Here is an 18,127-nt window from a genome sequence, read left to right as displayed (position 1 = left end):
CCCGTGATTATTACCTTTCCCAATAGCCCTTATAAGCTCAACCAGTTATTTCAGCCCGCAGGCGATCAGTCTTCAGCGATCGAAAAACTGGTGGAGGGAATAGAGGACGGGCTGGCATTCCAGACACTGCTGGGAGTGACGGGCTCCGGCAAGACCTTTACGATGGCCAATGTCATTGCGCGGCTGGGACGTCCCGCGATTATCATGGCGCCAAACAAGACTCTGGCGGCGCAGTTGTATGCGGAAATGCGGGAGTTTTTCCCGGAAAATGCCGTCGAGTACTTTGTATCGTATTACGACTATTATCAGCCGGAAGCGTATGTCCCGTCGCGGGACCTTTTTATCGAGAAAGATTCCGCAATCAACGAGCATATCGAGCAGATGCGCCTGTCCGCTACCAAGGCGCTGCTCGAGCGGGACGACGCCATCATCGTCGCCACGGTGTCGTGCATCTATGGGATAGGCGATCCTGTAGATTATCACGGAATGATCCTCCATCTGCGGGAGCATGAAAAGATCACGCAAAGGCAGGCAATACAGCGTTTGACAGAAATGCAGTACGAGCGTAATGAATTCGAGTTCAGCCGGGGAACCTTCCGGGTGAGGGGAGATGTGCTCGACATCTTTCCCGCGGAAAGCTCGGAAACCGCCGTGCGTGTTTCCCTGTTTGATGACGAGGTGGAAAGCATGACATTGTTCGATCCTCTTACCGGTCGCACCTCGAGAAAGGTATCGCGCTATACCGTTTATCCTTCCAGCCATTACGTGACGCCAAGGAGCACCACCTTGCGCGCCATTGAGACAATCAAGACCGAGTTGAGGGAACGCATGGATTTTTTCCATCAGCACAACAAGCTGGTGGAGCTGCAGCGCATCGAACAACGCACCCGTTTCGATCTGGAAATGCTCAACGAACTGGGTTTCTGCAAAGGCATCGAGAACTATTCGCGCCATTTGTCGGGAAAAAAACCGGGGGAGCCGCCGCCCACCTTGATGGATTACCTCCCACCCCGAACGCTGATGGTGATCGATGAGAGCCACGTGACGGTTCCGCAAGTCGGAGGAATGTACAAGGGTGATCGGGCTCGCAAGGAAAATCTTGTCGATTATGGGTTTCGCCTGCCTTCAGCGCTGGATAACCGTCCCCTCCGGTTCGATGAATTCAGGAAAATCATGCCGCAAACGGTGTTTGTATCCGCGACGCCGGCGGAGTTCGAAAAGATACACAGCGGACAGGTTGTCGAGCAGGTGGTGCGGCCCACAGGTCTCGTAGACCCGCAGATCGAAGTTAGACCGGCCAGCACTCAGGTGGACGATCTGATGTCGGAAGTAAGGCTGCGTACAGCAAAGGATGAGCGGGTGCTGGTAACGACGCTCACCAAACGTATGGCCGAGGACCTGACCGACTATTTTGCCGACCACGGAATCAGAGTGCGGTATCTGCATTCCGATATCGATACGGTGGAAAGGGTAGAGATTGTGCGTGACCTGAGACTGGGAAAATTCGATGTACTGGTCGGCATCAATCTGTTGCGTGAGGGGCTGGATATGCCGGAGGTGTCGCTGGTAGCCATACTGGATGCGGACAAGGAGGGCTTTCTTCGTTCAGAGCGTTCATTGATACAGACTATCGGTCGTGCAGCGCGTCACATCAATGGCACTGCACTTCTTTATGCGGACAGGATTACTGACTCCATGCGGCGTGCAATGGATGAGACCGAGCGACGGCGCAACAGGCAGATCCTGTTCAATCAGGCACATGGTATTACGCCGCGAAGCGTGCATAAGCGCGTCAAGGACCTGATTGACGGTGTTTACAGCATGGAAACAGCCCAGCAGCAGCTTAAGGCAGCGCAAACGCAGGCGCGGTATGAAGCCATGAGCGAGACGCAGTTGGCAAAAGAAATCAAGTCACTGGAAAAACAGATGCACGAGGCAGCAAAAAATCTCGAATTCGAGAAGGCGGCGGAATATCGGGATGAATTAAAAAAATTAAAAAACAAGCTCTTTGTAGGATTTGTGGAACCCGAGGATGAGAAAGGGGCGGGCGCGGCGAAATTCCGGGGAAAGCTGCCAAGAGCGGTGAGATAGCGATAGATTAAAGCCGGGAAGCGTCAACACGCTTTTTCTGCGCTAATTGATCACGGTGGCCGAGTTCGCAAAAATAATTTCCTTGAAGGTACGATTGTGAGTCTTGCTGTTGAAATTTTTCATGACGAGACTTTGATCGAAACGTACCCGGTCACCCACTTTAACCCGCATCGTTGGCGCGGCGATCCAGAAACGTTTCTCGGTATTCGCCAACTCCATATAGGTATAGCCCGGGGCATCCAGGGTAGAGAGAACCTTGCCTTCATTGGCTGGCATTCCTGTCGCTGCCCCGGCCGCCGGCGCGCCCGTGCCGGCTTCCGCAAGGGCGGGCAGTGGGCTGAAAAATAGGATGCCAATAAAAAAAGCTGTCGCAAGATAAGTTGTCTTCAAAACGACTCTCCTCAGTAAATAATAGCCGCGCAATAATACACCCCAATCTCCCCGGTTCCAACGGGAAATTTTCCCCGAAAAGCGGGTGCAGACTTTTCGGGTTTTCAGGAACGTGCTTCAGCGCGTCCCCGTCCAGGGATCTGCCGGCGCATCATCGCGAGGGCGGCTGCCCGTTGCAGGATCATTTCGGGGATCGAAAAGAAAAAGGGAGGGTGTCGAGCCATCCAATACTGTGGGAGTACCGGGAACAGGCCGTTGCATTACTGTAATTCCGGGCGCCACAGTATTTGAGGATAATGAATCTGCCATGTTCCGATCCTGCTGCCGCAATACGTTGCCGCCGCTCATTCCCCCATGATCATATTTGCGGGCACAGATAGCAGCGCCTTCTACTATGCTTCGTCCCGCTTTCTGCTCCGAAGCCGCGCAGGAAAGCCTTTGATATTCGGCCATATATTCCGAGGCCTCCTTATAGCGGCCTGCTTTCATCAATTCTCTTACATGAAGTTGTGCATCGCGGAATTTACTTTGAGGGTCGGGTTGTTGAAATGTCAGCGGCACATCTTCCGCGAGAGCACCTGTAATCCACACCATGGAGATAGCCACAACGATGAGTCGCATATCAGCTCCTTTCAGTGAATGGAATTTTTGAGGGATAATGGATTTCTGAGGGATTATAGAATGATGATTTCAGAAAAAAAACCCGCCGCATTTAAGTATTTGCTTTCCCATTTATCACGCACTTCTTTCTCTTTTACAGGCTTCTTCTACAGGTAGGTGCGCCACGAGCATCTGGGCGGGGCATGAGATGAGGGATATCAGGAAGGACTGGAAAGTGAAGGATACAAAAAAGAGACCCGGTAAGGAGTAGTTGGCCTTTACCGGGTCAGTGGCATCCACTACAAGAGGGAGAAAAAAGCGGATGCCTGAGTGTCATTTTCCCTTAGTCTGACTATGGTTTCTGTGCGCAGGCGCACATAAATGAATTTTCTTGCTGCATTCGCTCATAATCTATGAGGCGATTATCCGGTGTACGGTTTTGATGCTTCGATGGGCAGAATATTGAACTCGCAATAAGGCTGCCCGGCTCGTACTATTGATCGAGTAATGCTGACAGTGTCTGGGCGGAAAATGATGGCAGTCGCGATCATTTCTGTTTTCTTGATTTTGCATATAATGTATATTATGTTAAATTCAATACAGGGTTGGGAGACTGAATGATGCGTTGACGAACATGCTCGCCTCAAGCCAGCAGCCACAATCCCCCACCATGATATTTTCCCCATCTTATTATCCATCACGCCATCCCCAAATCATTCAAGATCTGCGCGGAATACAACCGGGTTTCCAACGGCTCTAGTTTCTCTCCACGCAACCACTTGGCCAAATTCCCTTCACCCCAGTTATAGGCTTTGAGCGCGAGTTCCCACGTGCCAAATTTTTTATACAACCTGGCCAGAAACTGTCCCGCGTAATCGATGGCTTCCGCCGGGTTAAGCGGGTCTACGCCAGGATGCCAGCGCGTCATGATTTGCATTATTCCCATTGCCCCGGCACTCGATACCGTGCGCCCGGAAACAATATCCTCCCGAAAACGCGACTCCTGCCACGCCAGACGCGCCAGCATGCCGGACGGTATTCCGTAACGCTTTTCCGCTGCTTCAAGCAGTGGCTTATATTTGGCGCCGCGTCCGTTCAAATCATCGACCCAATTTTCCATACATACCTCAGCAGCCCATCGTCAGCAGTATCAAAGCGGCGATTGGAACCAGCCATGGATAGCCCGCAATGCGCAAATCCGAAAATGATTTCGGGAAGCGGATAGCGGAAATACTTGTACTCTCCCCGTCCCCTGTCCGAAACCGTGCCGAGCCATCACGACATGGCTGTCAAAAACTTCATCCTTCGAGTAAAGAGCGGTCAGTGCATTGCACTCCGACATAAGGAGAGTTTCGCTGACTGCAGACCGCTCGCATCCAGTCGTTCCCTATCCGGTTCCAATCGAGTTCATGCACGCGGCAGGCAATACTCTTGTCCGGTATGGTTTTCCATACTTTCCGTGCCTCGGTGTTCATGCCTGCACCTCCTCCCCCGCTTCCTTTTCCAGAAGAGAACGCTTGCGCTCCACCCCCCAGCGGTAACCTGCCAAGGCACCGTCGTTGCGCACTACCCGATGGCAAGGGATGGCCACTGCGAGCCGATTGGCTGCGCAGGCCTGTGCCACTGCTCGGACTGCCCGGGGCGAGCCGATGCGTCTTGCAATATCGGTGTAGCTGACGCTCTGCCCCACGGGAATTTCGCACAGGACCTGCCACACCCGCTGCTGAAACGAAGTGCCGCGCACATCAAGTGGCAGATCCAGGCCGATACCCGGCGCCTCGATAAAGCCGACAACCTGCGCCACCAATTGTTCAAAATCCGCATCCCCGCCGATCAGGTTGGCACGAGGAAAACTGTCCTGCAGGTCGCGCACTAGCTTTTCCGCATCCTCTCCCAGGAGAATCGCGCAGATGCCACGGTCGCTTTGCGCAACAAGGATTGATCCCAGGGAGCATTCCCCGATGGCAAAGCGAATTTTCGTATCGATGCCGCCAGCGCGATAACGGGTGGGTGTCATACCCAGGATCTTGTTCGACTTTTCATAGAAACGGCTATTGGAACTATATCCCGCATCAAAAATGGCATCCGTCACTGAGCCGCCACGTCCCAGTTCATCGCGCACCTTTTTCTCGCGTTGCACAATGGCATATTGTCTCGGCGTCAACCCGGTCACCTGTTTGAACACGCGATGGAAGTGATAGGTGCTCATGCCCGCTTGCCTGGCAAGGACGTCGAGGGTCGGAATATTCTCCGTTCCCTCGATGATGCGGCAGGCCTGGGTGACCCTGGTCGTATATTGTTCGGCCAACGTGGGCCGGTCCGGCTGGCAGCGCTTGCAGGGCCTTAAACCGACCTGCTCGGCTTCTTCGCGCGTCCCGTAGAAACTGACATTCTCCGGCCGTGCTGGACGAGCTGCGCAGGAAGGACGGCAGTAAACGCCAGTGGTCCGTACGCCATAATAAAACTTGCCGTCCCCTTCAGTGCTGCGCGCCTTGATGGTGGCCCAACGCGGGTCATTGAGTGTTGCATCGGCAAGCTGTACTTTTTTTACTGATGTATTCGAACTCATGATCGCATTCGCTTATGTATTGATAACCACCGTCAATTTACCAATGCCACAAGCCCGTCGCACTCCGGGTCTTGCTTTCGAATTCGATGATTTAATTATCCTGCTTTGCAGTACAGGTTGAACAAGCAGTCTTGTTACCTGTCTTGATTAAGGTGGCAGGTAGAATATCTGAGTCATCCCATTCTGCACAATGACCCTGATGAAACGTCTGAGCAGTTTGCCGACATGAAGTACTCGGCGGGTTACGATCCTCCCGTGGGGCGCACGAACCGCTCCGCAATACTTGCCAGATCGATCGAACCCGTCAAAGAACTGTTGATCAAGGGCATGCGGCACGATGGATCGACCTTTCGTCCAAGCGACTGGGCCGAACGATTATGCGGTGTCGCGGCGTTACTGGACTCAGATGCGATAGCCCCAATCCGTGCACATCACGCCGCACGCCCTGGTTTCCATTGTTCTTCCCACATGCGGCCCGCCATCATTTGCGGCGTCATTTGCGTGATCGTCGATCTGCGTCTGCGCGACCTGGAGAAGCGAGCCTGGGATTTCGTCACGGGCTTCGCGCACGATAACAATCTCATCATGCTCGAATATTGTCAATTTGTCGGAGGAGGCTTGGTTTAGGGCGCAATGAAACGTAAAACCTGCCCAAGGCACCTTGGACACCTTGGCACCGTGCAGGAGACGCGACACGGGGGCGGGATGGACGTTGGACGGAAGGTTATTCCTTCTTTATTTCTGTTCCCCTCAGGATCGGCCATTTGGCAAACGCAAGAATCCATAGAAGAATCAGAATGCCCCCAGGGATCAAGGCAATCCAGGATAATGCCGGTTTGAACCCTGCTCTTCCGAAGATTTTCCAAAATGGAACGACGAAAAAGAGTGTGGATACTATCAGCCACTGCAGGATCGCAAATTCACTCATCTTACCTCCCAATATTCAATACTCTTGCGGCTTCAACCACAAGAACCCTTTCATTATTTTTCAATTTTACCTGCCACTATATCTGATGGCGGTTTTTCAAAAAACCTTGTTTCCACTGCCTATCACCCCTACGTAGCATAAGCTCTTATGTTTTACCTATCGTCGATATCTGGTTTCCCCTGCATATTTTCCGCGATAATTGTGGTTTCAGTCACAACAAATGAGATCGAGTCTGTTCATGCATCTTTCGATAGTCATCCCCGCTTTTAACGAAGAGCTTCTGATTGAAGCGTGCCTTGAATCTGTTCATGCATCGCTCGCGGCGAATGCAAAGCATGGCCTTACCTCGGAAATAATTGTAGTCGACAACAATTCCACGGATAACACGGCTGAGCTCGCGAGGCAAGCTGGCGCACAGGTCGTTTTCGAGCCGGTTAACCAGATCGGCCGGGCGCGAAATACCGGAGCTGCCGTGGCTACGGGGGACTGGCTATTATTTGTGGATGCCGACAGTATTTTGAACTCCGGATTACTTGGCGATATTCTGCGGTTGATAGAGGAAGGCCGAATTGTAGGCTGCGGGAGCGCCATCAAAATGCAGGACCTGCCGTGGTGGGCCAGTGGAGTATTGCAACTTTGGACTGCAACATCCGTCCTCTTTCGCTGGGCGGCCGGCGCACTTGTCGTCAGCCGCGCCGATGCATTCCGGAATGTTGGCGGCTTCGACCAGGAACTTTATGCCGCTGATGAAATAACTCTGAGCGAAAAGCTGAAAAAATGGGGACGGACACGCGGTCTGCAATTCCCGATCCTGACGAAACATCCTCTGGAATCCTCGCCGCGGAAGGTGCAGCTCTACTCCGCGGGAGAGATTTTTGGCCAGATTGCGCGAGTCATGCTCAGCCCTCGTCGCTCTCTGCAAGACAAAAAGCACCTGTCAGTCTGGTACGATGGGCGGCGCTGACTTGTCACTGCCAGGCGTGTTAAGTTGAACAGTCATGGATAAACGAGGAGAGATTTATGAAGGTTGAACCCCGGAAGGAACATCAGTGGTTGCAGAAACTCGTGGGTGAATGGGCCTTTGAGGTAGAGGCAATGATGGGCCCCGACAAGCCACCGGAGAAATTCAGCGGCTCGGAAAGCGTGCGCTCGATAGGCGATGTCTGGATACAGTGCGAAGGCCACGGCGATATGTGCGATACGGGTACTGCGACAACTCTGATGACTCTCGGTTACGACCCGCAAAAAAAGCAATATGTGGGAACATGGATAGGATCGATGATGACTCATCTGTGGATCTACCAAGGATCACTCGATCAAGAGGAAAAGATCCTGACGCTGAATACGGAAGGTCCAAGCTTTTCAGCTGAAGGGAAACTGGGAAAATTCAGGGATGTGATCGAGATCAAAAGCGATGATCACAGGGTGTTGACTTCGCATATGCTGGGTGACGACGGTACCTGGCATCAATTCATGACGGCAAACTATCGGCGGAAACAGTAGGAATAGCGTGCGTCAACCCCTGGCTGGGCGAAACACGTGGTTGAGGATTATTGAATAACCTCTCGTTACCGGACTGGACCGAAGTCCTGCTTGCTGTTCTCGCCCTCGATCTTGTTATTTATTTCCAGCATGTCCTGTTCCCTGCCGTTACGTGCACCGCGTGCATCACTCCTGGTATCCCAACGAAACAAACTCGAACTTTGGATTCAATCTTCCCTGGCGGGACCGGTTACCTGGCACCTATAAGGCTCGGCCGCCGGATAGCCATGAGGAGATGACTATCGGCATCGACCTGTTCCGCAAAGCAGTGTAGGAGCGATTTGACCGCATGCTGATTCAGCTCTTTGTAGGGGCTGCCGATAGTTATCCTATCAATGTGCGTGAGACGAAGGATAAGGGGGATGGGAAATATGTCACTTACGATAGACATCTCGAAAATGACTGAAGAGAGGAATTGATTTTTTAAAGTCATGTATAAATAAAGCATTAAAGGACTTATCTAATAAATGACATTAAATGTGAATTTGCTTTCTAGCTGCTGAAACTGACGAATGTCGAACGAACATCCTGTTCTTGAACAAGCTGCCCCGGAAATTTATCGCGCTGTAATTCTCGGTACTGGCGTTTCGGGCCTCTGCATGGGCAGGGCCTTGCGTAAAGCCGGCATCACCTCATTTCTCATTATCGAGAAATCCGCGGGAATTGGAGGCACGTGGTGGGACAATACCTATCCCGGAGCCGAGTGTGACGTCCGTTCTCACCTTTATTCGTACTCCTTCGACCTCAACCCCGACTGGTCTCAGGCCTATGCTCCACAACCTGAAATCCGGGAATATCTGGTGCGATTTGCCACGAAGTTCGATCTCCTGCCTCACATCAGGCTCAATGCAGCACTGACGAGCGCGAGTTTTGATGCTGGGCAGGGGTTGTGGCTGTTACAGCTTGAAAATGGGGAGCAACTGAAGGCAAGCTTCTTCATCTGCAGCGCGGGACCGTTGAGCGAGCCGCGCTATCCTGATATCCCGGGTATGGATACCTATGAAGGGCGTCTTTTTCATTCTGCGCGGTGGGATCACGATTACCCCCTCAATGGAAAACGGGTGGCGGTCATCGGCACAGCGGCAAGCGCGGTACAGATCGTTCCCCGCATTGCTCCCCTTGCTGCAAGGCTTTATGTCTGCCAGCGTTCCCCAAACTGGATCATACCCAGGCTGAATCATGTTTACGCGCCATGGGAGAAAGCCCTGTTTCGGTTAAAGCCCATTGCCAAAACCAACCGTTTTCTGCTCTATTGGCTTCATGAAATGAATCGTCTTTCCTTTAATCCCAGCGGTTTCATGGCAAGGATCGGACGTGGACTTGCAGAATGGCATCTCAGGCGGCAGGTAATCGACCCGCGCCTGCGGGGAGCGTTGCGTCCCAGCTATCCCTTCGGCTGCAAGCGTGTCCTGCTTTCCAACGACTACTACCCTACCCTCATGCGCTCCAATGTGGAGCTGATCGATACTCCTATCGACCGAATCGATCGCAACGGTATCGTCACCCGAGACGGGCAGAAACGTGAAGTGGATGTGATTATTTGTGCAACCGGCTTCAATGTAAAACACATGCTGTCGGTAGAGATACGGGGTTTGCAGGGCTATCGCCTGAATGAGGCGTGGGCGGGTGAGCCCAAAGCTTATCAGGGAGTCACAGTGGCTAGCTTCCCCAACCTTTTCATACTCCTGGGGCCTAACACGGGGCAAGGACATACCTCTGCGATCCTTTTTATAGAAGCCCAGGTGAACTATGCGCTGAAATGCATTCAGGAGGTTGCTAGGCAGCGGAAGCGCTTTCTTTCAGTGAAACCGGAAGCCATGAATCGGTATAACGAGGAATTGCAAAAGACGTTATCGACATCAGTATGGGCTGCAGGGTGCCGGAGTTGGTACAAGACAGAATCCGGGAAAATCATCGGAATTTATCCGGGATTCTCTTTTCAGTATGCAAAGCAGCTTCGGGAACCCCGATTCGAGGATTATGTCATGTGTTAAGCCTTGCGGAACTGGCCACCAAGACAGTCCACCGCCGTATATGCCGATCATGAAGAGGCTGTGTGCGTGACTCAGTGCCAACAGAAGGAGATGCGCCGTTCGCTCCTTGGACAGGCATGTCCTGAGCTTGCGAAACTTGCCAAAGGGCTCAGGACGAACGGAGACGAAGGTCTCGCTCTACCACAGATCCCCGAGCACCCTGTTGAGCATGAAAAGCACTACCGCCAGTCCCAGCAAACCCAGCAGCTTGCCGCTTTCCTCCATCCTGTCTGCGATCAAGTCCGAAACCTCGCCAGATTTGCGGAAGAAATACAACGCAACCGCAATGCCGACCACCATTGCTGCATACAATATTTCCACATAGCCGATCTGAAAATACCATTCACTTTTGTCCACGCGCGGCATTTCCTTTCCTGTTTATCTTGCTTCCTGATTGGCAGGGGGAGTACTTCTCCTGCCTCCCCTCGATAGACTTCTACCGATGGATGTCCGGCAGATTCTGCCTTCTAGGCGGGGACGACATGGAGCAGCCGCAGCAGCTCTTCCGCCGCAGGCCGCGAAGAGGCGGGATTCTGGCCGGTTATCAGCTTGTCGTCGACCTTGACGTAGGGCGTCCAGTTGTCCGCTTTGCTGTAAATGGCGCCCCGTTCCCTCAATCGGTCTTCCAGCAGGAACGGAACAACCGGGGTCAAGCCGACTGCTTCTTCCTCGGCATTTGAAAAACCGGTCACGCGCATCCCTTTGACCAGATACTCCCCATCTTTTCCACGCACGTTGACCAATGCGGCGGGAGCATGACACACTGCGGCAATCGGTTTATCGGCTTCTATGAAATCCTCCAGCAGTGAAATGGATATCCGGTTGTTCGGCATATCCCACATCGGCCCATGCCCTCCGGGATAAAAGACCGCATCGTAGTCGGCTGCCGAGATATAGGTCAGCTCTTTCGTATGGGCAAGCTCAGCCTGCGCGGCGCCGTCTGTCCGAAAGCGGCGCGTCAGGTGAGTCTGATTTTCCGGGAGATCGCTTTTGGGATCGATCGGCGGCATATTGCCTTTGGGCGATGCCAGCGTGATTTCCGCTCCTGCATCCTTGAATACATAATAGGGAGCAACGAATTCTTCCAGCCAGAAGCCGGTCTTCTTTCCAGTGTCGCCAAGTTGATCATGGGATGTCAGAACGATGAGAATTTTCATGTTCATCTCCTTTGTGGAAAAACATCGAAACACCAACGGAAAATTGGAACAGTTAACCTATAGCAGGTATTGGCATCGCTTTCAAACTCGACAGTCGACCCACGATGCTCGCAATTGAAATACAACATCCGGGAGGGCCGGAAGTGCTGAGGCCTGCATTCCATCCGGTTCCCAAGCCTGGCCGCAGTGAAATTCTGATCAAAGTGGCAGCGGCCGGGGTAAATCGGCCCGATATCCTGCAGCGACGGGGGCTTTACCCTCCCCCTCCGGGAACCTCGGAAATCCCGGGCCTGGAAGTCGCGGGGGAAATCGCGGAATCAGGCGAAGGCACAATCCGATTCAGGCGGGGCGAAAAGGTTTGCGCGCTTGTGGCGGGCGGTGGCTATGCTGAATATTGCGCCGTGCACGAAAGCAATGCCCTGCCGATACCATCAGGTCTTGACATGATCGAGGCAGCGGCATTGCCGGAAACCTTTTTTACCGTTTGGACCAACCTGTTCCAGCGTGGCAAGCTCAAATCGGGCGAGACTGTACTCATTCATGGTGGCACTTCGGGCATCGGCACCACCGCCACAATGCTGGCCAAGGCTTTCGGCGCTCTTGTCCTGACAACAACAGGCTCGGAGGAAAAATGCCGGGCATGTGTTGCTCTAGGCGCTGATTTTGCCATCAATTACCGCACGCAGGATTTCGTCGAGGAAGTCCGGAAGTTTACGGATGGCAAAGGAGTCGATGTCATTCTCGATATTGTCGCCGGGGACTACGTGGCGAGAAACTACAAGGTAGCTGCGCTCAATGGCCGTATTCTCCAGGTCGGTATCCAGAATGGCCCTGCCATGGAACTGAACCTGATGCCCATGCTGGCAAAAAGGCTGACGCACACCGGCTCGACCCTGCGATCTCGCACGGTGGCTGAAAAGGCTCAGATTGCGCAGGAACTGGAGCAGCAGGTCTGGCCGTTATTGCATCAGGGAAAAATAAAACCGCAAATATTCAAAACGTTCCGAATGGAGGAAGCTGCCGAAGCGCATGTATTGATGGAATCAGGCGCCCATGTCGGAAAAATCGTTTTGACGACAGGAGCAATTTAAGAACTGTCTTGGAATGCGAAAACAAGGCATGTCAAGCTTGTGCAAAAGTTGGACATCCAACGGCACGCACAGGAATCTCCGCTTGATCCTCACATGTGAAACCACGGATGGTATTGCTGATTGCGTCCGATTCCGCAGTTCGGGCGGCCAGTACCGCCGCTGCGGCTCCCTCCCCCGTGACATCGGTGATGCCCGGTGTGCCTGCCACTCCTGGTCCCGTTGTGCCTGGGGTGGCACCCGGCACTGCGCTCACGCCCCTTGCCAGTCCGAACGCTTTAGTATCTTCGACCCCGGCAGGCCGTTTCGAGCCTGCCGAAGGGGTTCAGGACGAATGGCACTGGGCCAAATTCATCGTCTTTACTCACAATTGATCATCCACGGTATGCCAAACTGATCGATCAACATGCCAAACCGGGCAGCCCAGAAGGTAGGCTGGATCGGCATCTGCACGGCTCCATTTTCCGACAATGCCGCAAATATGCGTTCGGCTTCCTCCGGTTTGTCCGTATTCAGGGCCACCGACATCCCTTTGGTTTTTTCATAATGCTCCGGTGACGCGTCCGAGGCCATCAGGACAGCCTCGCCTACTGTCAGGCGCGCATGCATGATTTTGTCATGCCATTCCGGTGGCGTTTGTTCCGCCATGGGTGAACTTCCAAAGGTGAGCATCGCGGTGATCTTTCCTCCGAGACATTTTTCATAGAACTTGAAAGCGGTCTCGCATTGGCCGTTGAAATTGAGATAAGGGTTCAGCTGCATGGGAAACTCCTCCGGTTGGTTGACGATTCAAAGCGAATTCAATCTCTCCCGCAAGGGAACGTTTATGGCACGCTATGTACCTGTGGTCGAGACACGAAACTCACGTACAGATTCGATATTTTGCAGTGCTTTTGCAAGCCCCGCAGCTCTGCCGACCTTCGTCGTCCTGACATCCATGCGGTACTCGAACAAGCCCGCTCGGGTAATACGATAACTCATCGTTGCAATCTCAAACCCATGGTCGATCGCCAAGGCACGAACCTGATCTTCCGGCATCACCTTATGGCGGTCAAAGCTTACGTAATACTGAGCGTATGACTGCCGCGGGACGCGGTCTTCGATCAGACGGAAAAGCGAAAGTATCCCGAGGGTCAACAGGGTTCCCAAAACACCGGGAAGGAAAAAGCCTATACCCATCAGTATGCCGATACCGGCTGTAATCCAGATGGAAGCGGCAGTGGTCAGGCCGCGAACACTCAGGCCTTCCTTGAAAATAACTCCGGCTCCAAGAAAACCGATACCCGTCATGATGCCCTGCGCCATTCGGGTGGGGTCCATTCGCACGGCCTCGATTGTTATGTTTGGCGGCAGCCACTTCCACTGATAGAGCGTAACCAGCATCAGCAGACTGGATGCAAGGCAAACCAGTGCATGCGTTCTGAAACCGGCGGGGTGCCCGTGCAGGCTTCGCTCAAGACCGATAGCGCCGCCCGACAGAACTGCCGCCAAAAGATGAATAGCAATCGTGACGGAATCGCTCGCGTTCGTTATAGCTTCCAGAATCCTTCCTCCTTTTAACCCTTCATAGTAAACCGAAATCGCTTCAACCACCCCTCCCCCTCTCATCAGGGCATGTTTCACGTTAATGCATAACATGATTACCAATAATGTTCCACATTCATGTGATCTATGATATTAAGTTCCATATTGATATATTAGATCAATAAATAATTGTAAACATATGAATTATTAATTATTGAATGTAATTTTTTCCTGCTGAAATATACCTTTAAATCCCCCATATAAAGGATATATAGGGGTATATTTCAAATAATTGGTTAAATATAGGGGGTATATTTCCTTTATCGTCAAAAAATGGGGGGTATACAAAATTGGGAATGATTGAGGGGTATATACTGAGGTAACTGTGTGCGCAGTAAATGGGGGCAGCGATGAGGCGGACAAGTCTTGTCAAATCGATGGGGATTGAGCGTGATGGCCGCTTGGTGGATCTCTTGGTGGATCTCTTGGTGGATCTACCAGGGTCCTGCACGGGAAAATGACAGGGATGATTAAGCCCGTTCGGGGAAAGATTTCGGGGAAAGATGGCAGAGGGAGAAATATGAAAAAAGTGCGAGGGGCTGTTATAGAACCGGGAGCAGCATCGGTCGAGAAAGGCTGCTCGCCCTCCGCATTTTCTTGTCACTAGCCAGAAGCCGTTTAAACCATTTGCTGCTAGTGAACTGGGCACTGTCAAAATCCCCAATAGACGATCGATTGGCTATTTCGTTATGGGCGCTGCGGGTAAACACAGTGCGTATCACATCTCGCTACCTGCGGGAGGATTTTTCGTTAGAGAGTGAGGGATGCAGGGAATCGCCGTGGGCGGGGAATGGATGAGTGGAAGAATCAGGGAACGGAAGGATCGGGAAGGGGTTGTCTCAGAAAACGGAAAACAAAGCACGCCAGGCCACTTCTTGTGGATTAACGAAGCGTAGTCCGGCCACCTTTTCCGGTTGCGCCTGGCGCACGAGAATGAAAAGCGCCGATGAGTTGACGGGGATGGTTTCGCCCAACGACTTGATGAAATCATCGTTGATGCCGTAGTCGGCGAGAGAACCGGACAGCGCCTCTGCCCCGACGCCGAGTGCACCGCCCAATACAAAGCCTGCAATCGGATGCATGAACAGCAGTCCGATCAGCCCTCCCTATAAGCTGCCGGAAGCGAGCATGAAGCCGGTCGTCGCTCCGTTGAGATTAATGCTCTGCTTGAGGTGGACCCTGCCGGCCTCGTCGCGAATGACGACAACGGCATCCTCAAGATCTATCAGGTGTTCCTTTTTCAATTTGGCAAGTCTAAACAAAACGCGATCGGCTTCTTCGGCATCTTTAAAACCCACTACCACCAACTCAGACATATTTTTCTCCTGTCATAAAGTTTTTCTGTTTTCCGAGTCGATCCCGGGAAGAATCAATTTGCAGTGCCGGATCTCCGACCAGCGAAACAGATTTTATGCCGCGCCTCCACTGGCGCCGATATTCTGTCCGGTAACCCAACCGGACTCTTCGCTCACCAGAAAGAGGACAACTCGCGCTATGTCTTCCGGCTCTCCTACGCGCCCCAGGAAAGACATCGCTGCCATCCGTTTTATCGTTTCTTCGCTTTTTCCCGTAGTGAACATTTCCGTATTGACCGGCCCTGGCGAAACGATATTTGCAGTGATACCGCGGTCTCCAGCTTCTCTTGCGAAGACGCGTGTCAGTTGTTCGACAGCACCCTTGCTGGCCGCATAGGCGCCATAATTGGGAAGCATCAGCCGTGTAACAGTGCTGGATAAATTCACCACGCGGCCCCCATCCTCGAGCCGGACGGCAGCTTCCCGCAGAGCATAAAAAACGCCTTTCACATTGACATCCAGAACGCGGTCGAACTCGTCGTCGCTGATGTCAGACATTTTTCTGGAGAGGAGGACGCCTGCGTTATTGACGAGGATATCCAGTCGCTGAAAACGGTCGATTGCGGCATCGAAGAGCCTGCAAACTTCAGCTGAATTGCTGACATCCGCCTTGATGGCAATTGCCTCTGCGCCTGCCTGCTGGATCGCGGTGCAGACTGCCTCGGCTGCTTCCCTGTTTTTAGTATAGTTCACGACTACGTTTGCGCCCGCACCTCCTAATGTGCGCGCTATTTCGGCACCGATACCGCGTGATGCACCCGTGACGATAGCGACTTTATTGTGTAACGGTTTGTTCATTTCATTCTTTCATTAGTTGCAGATGAACGCTGCGCTTCCCTCTTCTTCTGTTTCCTCTTGCAACGATGGCTTGATTCTCGTCTCCCGGCTTATTCCGCAAATTGAAACTGCAGGGAAAAATTCCGGGATCTATTCTGCGGATTGATCGGCAAAGCTCAGCTCGATACCATTTCCAGCGGGATCCTTAAAGAATAACTGAGTAATGCCCAGTGCAGGTACCTGGCCTTTTCTGAACAGGATGCCGCGTTGCCTCAACCGTGCCTCCATTTCGAGGCGTCCGGTGCAGGTGAATGCGGCATGATCGAAAGTGGTCGATATATGGGTATGCCGCACTTCATCCGTGGCCGTTTCACTCAGATGAAGCACGCATTTATCACCGGCATAAAGCCAGTACCCAAAGCTGTCGAATGGAGGGCGAAAACCCTGCGCGAGTCCCACTACATCGCAATAAAAAGCTTTGAGGCTATCAAGCAATTCTCGTGGGGCACGCAGATTATAGTGATTGAAGGCGATGACTCCCACTGCTCACTCCTTTGCTCCGCTTGCTTTCAGCAATTCCGCCACTTTACTGTGGTTTTTGCTCAATGCCCACTGCAACGCGGTTTTGTCCCATTCGTTCCTTAGATTGGGGTCAGCGCCGTTTTTCAGAAGAACTCTTGCGGCTTCAACATGCCCACCTCTCGCGGCCATCATAAGCGCAGTCGTTCCATTATCGGATGTTGAATTGATGGGTACCCCTCCTTCCAGCAAGAGCTGGATGATCCGGGGGTGACCTCCTGTTGCGGCATAAATCAGGGGGTTCCATCCCTCATGGTTGATTTCCGCTCCCTTGATGTACAGTTTTCGGACGATATCTTCCAGGCCGTGCAGGCTTGCGAGCATGATGGCTGTTTCGCCATAGCGGTTGCGAAGGTTGAGCCGGGCGCCGGCCTGAACGAGCAGATCGACAAGATCGGCATTTTTATGACGGACAGCGGACATTAAAAGCGTATTTCCCTGCTCATCGGGCGTATTCGGATCAGCGCCCTTTGCGAGCAGTTTGCTGATGTCGGATGCATTATTGTCTTCAGCCGCCCAGCGCAAATCTTCATAAACTCCACCCATTGCATAAGGCTGCTGAGAGAGACTGGCAGCAAGCACCAGACCAGCCATAAGTAATTTTCTGGATGAACTCATAATTCAGGCCGCCTTGAACAAGTTGAAAAAGTTATTGGTCGTGATCCTGCCGACTTCTTCGATAGGGATGCTGCGCAGTGCCGCTATTTCTTCCGCGACGTTTCTTACAAACGCGGGTTCGTTTGTCTTGCCACGATGTGGCACGGGAGCAAGATAGGGTGAATCCGTTTCTATCAATACCCTGTCCAGACTGATTCTTCTGGCCACATCCTTCAACGCAACGGCATTCTTGAACGTGACAATGCCTGAAAACGATATATAGAAATTCATTTCCATCGCCTGCCGCGCTACTTCCCAGCTTTCCGTAAAGCAATGCATGACTCCCCCCACCTTGTCCGCACCTTCCTCCGCCATGATTCTCAGTGTATCGGCAGCGGCTTCGCGCGTGTGGATGATGAGCGGTTTCGAGCATTGCCGGGCGGCGCGGATATGCTGACGGAAACGCTCCCGCTGCCATTCGAGATCGCCCTTGAGGCGGAAATAATCCAGTCCGGTTTCGCCTATCGCCACCACCTTTGGATGATCAGCCAAAGACGCCAATTGTGCCGCCTGCGGTTCGGCGAGATTCTCATAATCGGGATGGACGCCGACCGAGGCGTATAAATTGGGATGGTTCTCGGCAAGAGTGCGGACCCGGGGAAAGTCCTGGAGATTGACACTCACACAGAGTGCATGACTCACGTCATTTTCCCGCATTCGTGCCAGCAATTCATCCAGCCTGCTCGCGAGATCGGGAAAATCAAGATGACAATGGGAATCGACAAACATAGTGGAACCAGGTCAAAAAGGAGAAAGGAAGAAATGATTACGACAATA

General features: G+C 52.7%; 21 protein-coding genes. 7 read left to right on the top strand and 14 right to left on the bottom strand.

Annotation, left to right across the window (positions count from 1 at the left end; all coding sequences use genetic code 11):
• Positions 1-3: 3 nt before the first annotated feature.
• Positions 4-2,091, top strand: a complete 2,088-nt coding sequence (uvrB, locus tag BMW46_RS08510) for an excinuclease ABC subunit UvrB (RefSeq protein WP_074707196.1) — start codon at positions 4-6, stop codon at positions 2,089-2,091.
• 42 nt (positions 2,092-2,133) lie between these two features.
• Here the strand turns inward: uvrB and BMW46_RS08505 are convergent, their stop codons facing one another.
• The 4 genes from BMW46_RS08505 to ada form a co-directional block, all read right to left on the bottom strand.
• Entirely contained in the window at positions 2,134-2,481 is a 348-nt protein-coding gene (locus tag BMW46_RS08505) for a cupredoxin domain-containing protein (protein ID WP_256377011.1), read from the bottom strand.
• 117 nt (positions 2,482-2,598) lie between these two features.
• Positions 2,599-3,102, bottom strand: a complete 504-nt coding sequence (locus BMW46_RS08500) for a hypothetical protein (RefSeq protein WP_074707191.1) — start codon at positions 3,100-3,102, stop codon at positions 2,599-2,601.
• A 676-nt stretch (positions 3,103-3,778) separates the two neighbouring features.
• On the bottom strand, positions 3,779-4,201 hold the full coding sequence (locus BMW46_RS08495) for a lytic transglycosylase domain-containing protein (protein WP_074707188.1): 423 nt from the start codon (positions 4,199-4,201) through the stop codon (positions 3,779-3,781).
• 351 nt (positions 4,202-4,552) lie between these two features.
• Positions 4,553-5,650 carry a bifunctional DNA-binding transcriptional regulator/O6-methylguanine-DNA methyltransferase Ada gene (ada, locus tag BMW46_RS08490; protein ID WP_074707186.1) on the bottom strand — a complete coding sequence of 366 codons (1,098 nt, stop codon included), beginning with the start codon at positions 5,648-5,650 and terminating at the stop codon, positions 4,553-4,555.
• Positions 5,651-5,875: 225 nt separating this feature from the next.
• Here ada and BMW46_RS08485 point away from each other — a divergent pair, with 225 nt between their 5' ends.
• The 4 genes from BMW46_RS08485 (at position 5,876) to BMW46_RS08460 (ending at position 10,114) form a co-directional block, all read left to right on the top strand.
• Positions 5,876-6,277, top strand: coding sequence for a DUF3579 domain-containing protein (locus BMW46_RS08485; RefSeq protein WP_074707183.1), 402 nt, complete (start codon positions 5,876-5,878; stop codon positions 6,275-6,277).
• A 539-nt stretch (positions 6,278-6,816) separates the two neighbouring features.
• On the top strand, positions 6,817-7,542 hold the full coding sequence (locus BMW46_RS08475; RefSeq protein ID WP_074707178.1) for a glycosyltransferase: 726 nt from the start codon (positions 6,817-6,819) through the stop codon (positions 7,540-7,542).
• Between the two features lie 56 nt (positions 7,543-7,598).
• Complete coding sequence (locus BMW46_RS08470; RefSeq protein ID WP_074707175.1) at positions 7,599-8,081, top strand: DUF1579 domain-containing protein; 483 nt, start codon at positions 7,599-7,601, stop codon at positions 8,079-8,081.
• Between the two features lie 551 nt (positions 8,082-8,632).
• The gene (locus BMW46_RS08460; protein WP_074707173.1) at positions 8,633-10,114 is read left to right on the top strand and encodes a flavin-containing monooxygenase; all 1,482 of its coding nucleotides are present in this window, start codon (positions 8,633-8,635) and stop codon (positions 10,112-10,114) included.
• Positions 10,115-10,291: 177 nt separating this feature from the next.
• On the opposite strand, the gene BMW46_RS08455 is transcribed toward BMW46_RS08460, so the two are convergent.
• Together BMW46_RS08455 and BMW46_RS08450 are read right to left on the bottom strand one after the other, a co-directional pair.
• Positions 10,292-10,519, bottom strand: a complete 228-nt coding sequence (locus tag BMW46_RS08455; RefSeq protein WP_256377010.1) for a hypothetical protein — start codon at positions 10,517-10,519, stop codon at positions 10,292-10,294.
• Between the two features lie 101 nt (positions 10,520-10,620).
• Positions 10,621-11,310, bottom strand: a complete 690-nt coding sequence (locus BMW46_RS08450; RefSeq protein WP_074707170.1) for a type 1 glutamine amidotransferase domain-containing protein — start codon at positions 11,308-11,310, stop codon at positions 10,621-10,623.
• 104 nt (positions 11,311-11,414) lie between these two features.
• Here BMW46_RS08450 and BMW46_RS08445 point away from each other — a divergent pair, with 104 nt between their 5' ends.
• Both BMW46_RS08445 and BMW46_RS08440 read left to right on the top strand, forming a co-directional pair.
• Positions 11,415-12,401 (top strand): NAD(P)H-quinone oxidoreductase, encoded by a 987-nt coding sequence (locus BMW46_RS08445; protein WP_074707168.1) that lies wholly within the window; start codon positions 11,415-11,417, stop codon positions 12,399-12,401.
• Positions 12,402-12,496: 95 nt separating this feature from the next.
• Complete coding sequence (locus BMW46_RS08440; RefSeq protein WP_143121436.1) at positions 12,497-12,772, top strand: hypothetical protein; 276 nt, start codon at positions 12,497-12,499, stop codon at positions 12,770-12,772.
• Here BMW46_RS08440 and BMW46_RS08435 read toward each other — a convergent pair.
• From BMW46_RS08435 to BMW46_RS08405, 8 genes are all read right to left on the bottom strand, one after another.
• Positions 12,759-13,160 carry a VOC family protein gene (locus BMW46_RS08435; protein WP_074707163.1) on the bottom strand — a complete coding sequence of 134 codons (402 nt, stop codon included), beginning with the start codon at positions 13,158-13,160 and terminating at the stop codon, positions 12,759-12,761. The two genes, BMW46_RS08440 and BMW46_RS08435, sit on opposite strands and share 14 nt — an antisense overlap.
• Before the next feature lie 72 nt (positions 13,161-13,232).
• Positions 13,233-14,021 (bottom strand): MgtC/SapB family protein, encoded by a 789-nt coding sequence (locus tag BMW46_RS08430; RefSeq protein ID WP_256377009.1) that lies wholly within the window; start codon positions 14,019-14,021, stop codon positions 13,233-13,235.
• Positions 14,022-14,821: 800 nt separating this feature from the next.
• The gene (locus tag BMW46_RS15805) at positions 14,822-15,079 is read right to left on the bottom strand and encodes a DUF1269 domain-containing protein (RefSeq protein WP_305728731.1); all 258 of its coding nucleotides are present in this window, start codon (positions 15,077-15,079) and stop codon (positions 14,822-14,824) included.
• Between the two features lie 9 nt (positions 15,080-15,088).
• Complete coding sequence (locus BMW46_RS15800; RefSeq protein WP_256377008.1) at positions 15,089-15,298, bottom strand: DUF1269 domain-containing protein; 210 nt, start codon at positions 15,296-15,298, stop codon at positions 15,089-15,091.
• A gap of 93 nt (positions 15,299-15,391) precedes the next feature.
• Positions 15,392-16,135 carry an SDR family oxidoreductase gene (locus BMW46_RS08420; RefSeq protein ID WP_074707160.1) on the bottom strand — a complete coding sequence of 248 codons (744 nt, stop codon included), beginning with the start codon at positions 16,133-16,135 and terminating at the stop codon, positions 15,392-15,394.
• Positions 16,136-16,264: 129 nt separating this feature from the next.
• The gene (locus BMW46_RS08415; protein WP_074707158.1) at positions 16,265-16,657 is read right to left on the bottom strand and encodes a VOC family protein; all 393 of its coding nucleotides are present in this window, start codon (positions 16,655-16,657) and stop codon (positions 16,265-16,267) included.
• Positions 16,658-16,660: 3 nt separating this feature from the next.
• A complete protein-coding gene (locus tag BMW46_RS08410; protein ID WP_074707155.1) occupies positions 16,661-17,311 on the bottom strand; it encodes an ankyrin repeat domain-containing protein in 651 nt (216 codons plus the stop codon).
• 3 nt (positions 17,312-17,314) lie between these two features.
• A complete protein-coding gene (locus BMW46_RS08405; RefSeq protein ID WP_074707152.1) occupies positions 17,315-18,079 on the bottom strand; it encodes a TatD family hydrolase in 765 nt (254 codons plus the stop codon).
• Positions 18,080-18,127 lie beyond the last annotated feature (48 nt).

Origin of the sequence: Nitrosospira multiformis, from assembly GCF_900111585.1 — a bacterium.
Lineage (GTDB): Bacteria > Pseudomonadota > Gammaproteobacteria > Burkholderiales > Nitrosomonadaceae > Nitrosospira > Nitrosospira multiformis_B.
Note: the sequence above shows the minus strand (reverse complement) of the source record. Positions and strands in the feature narration are given on the sequence as shown.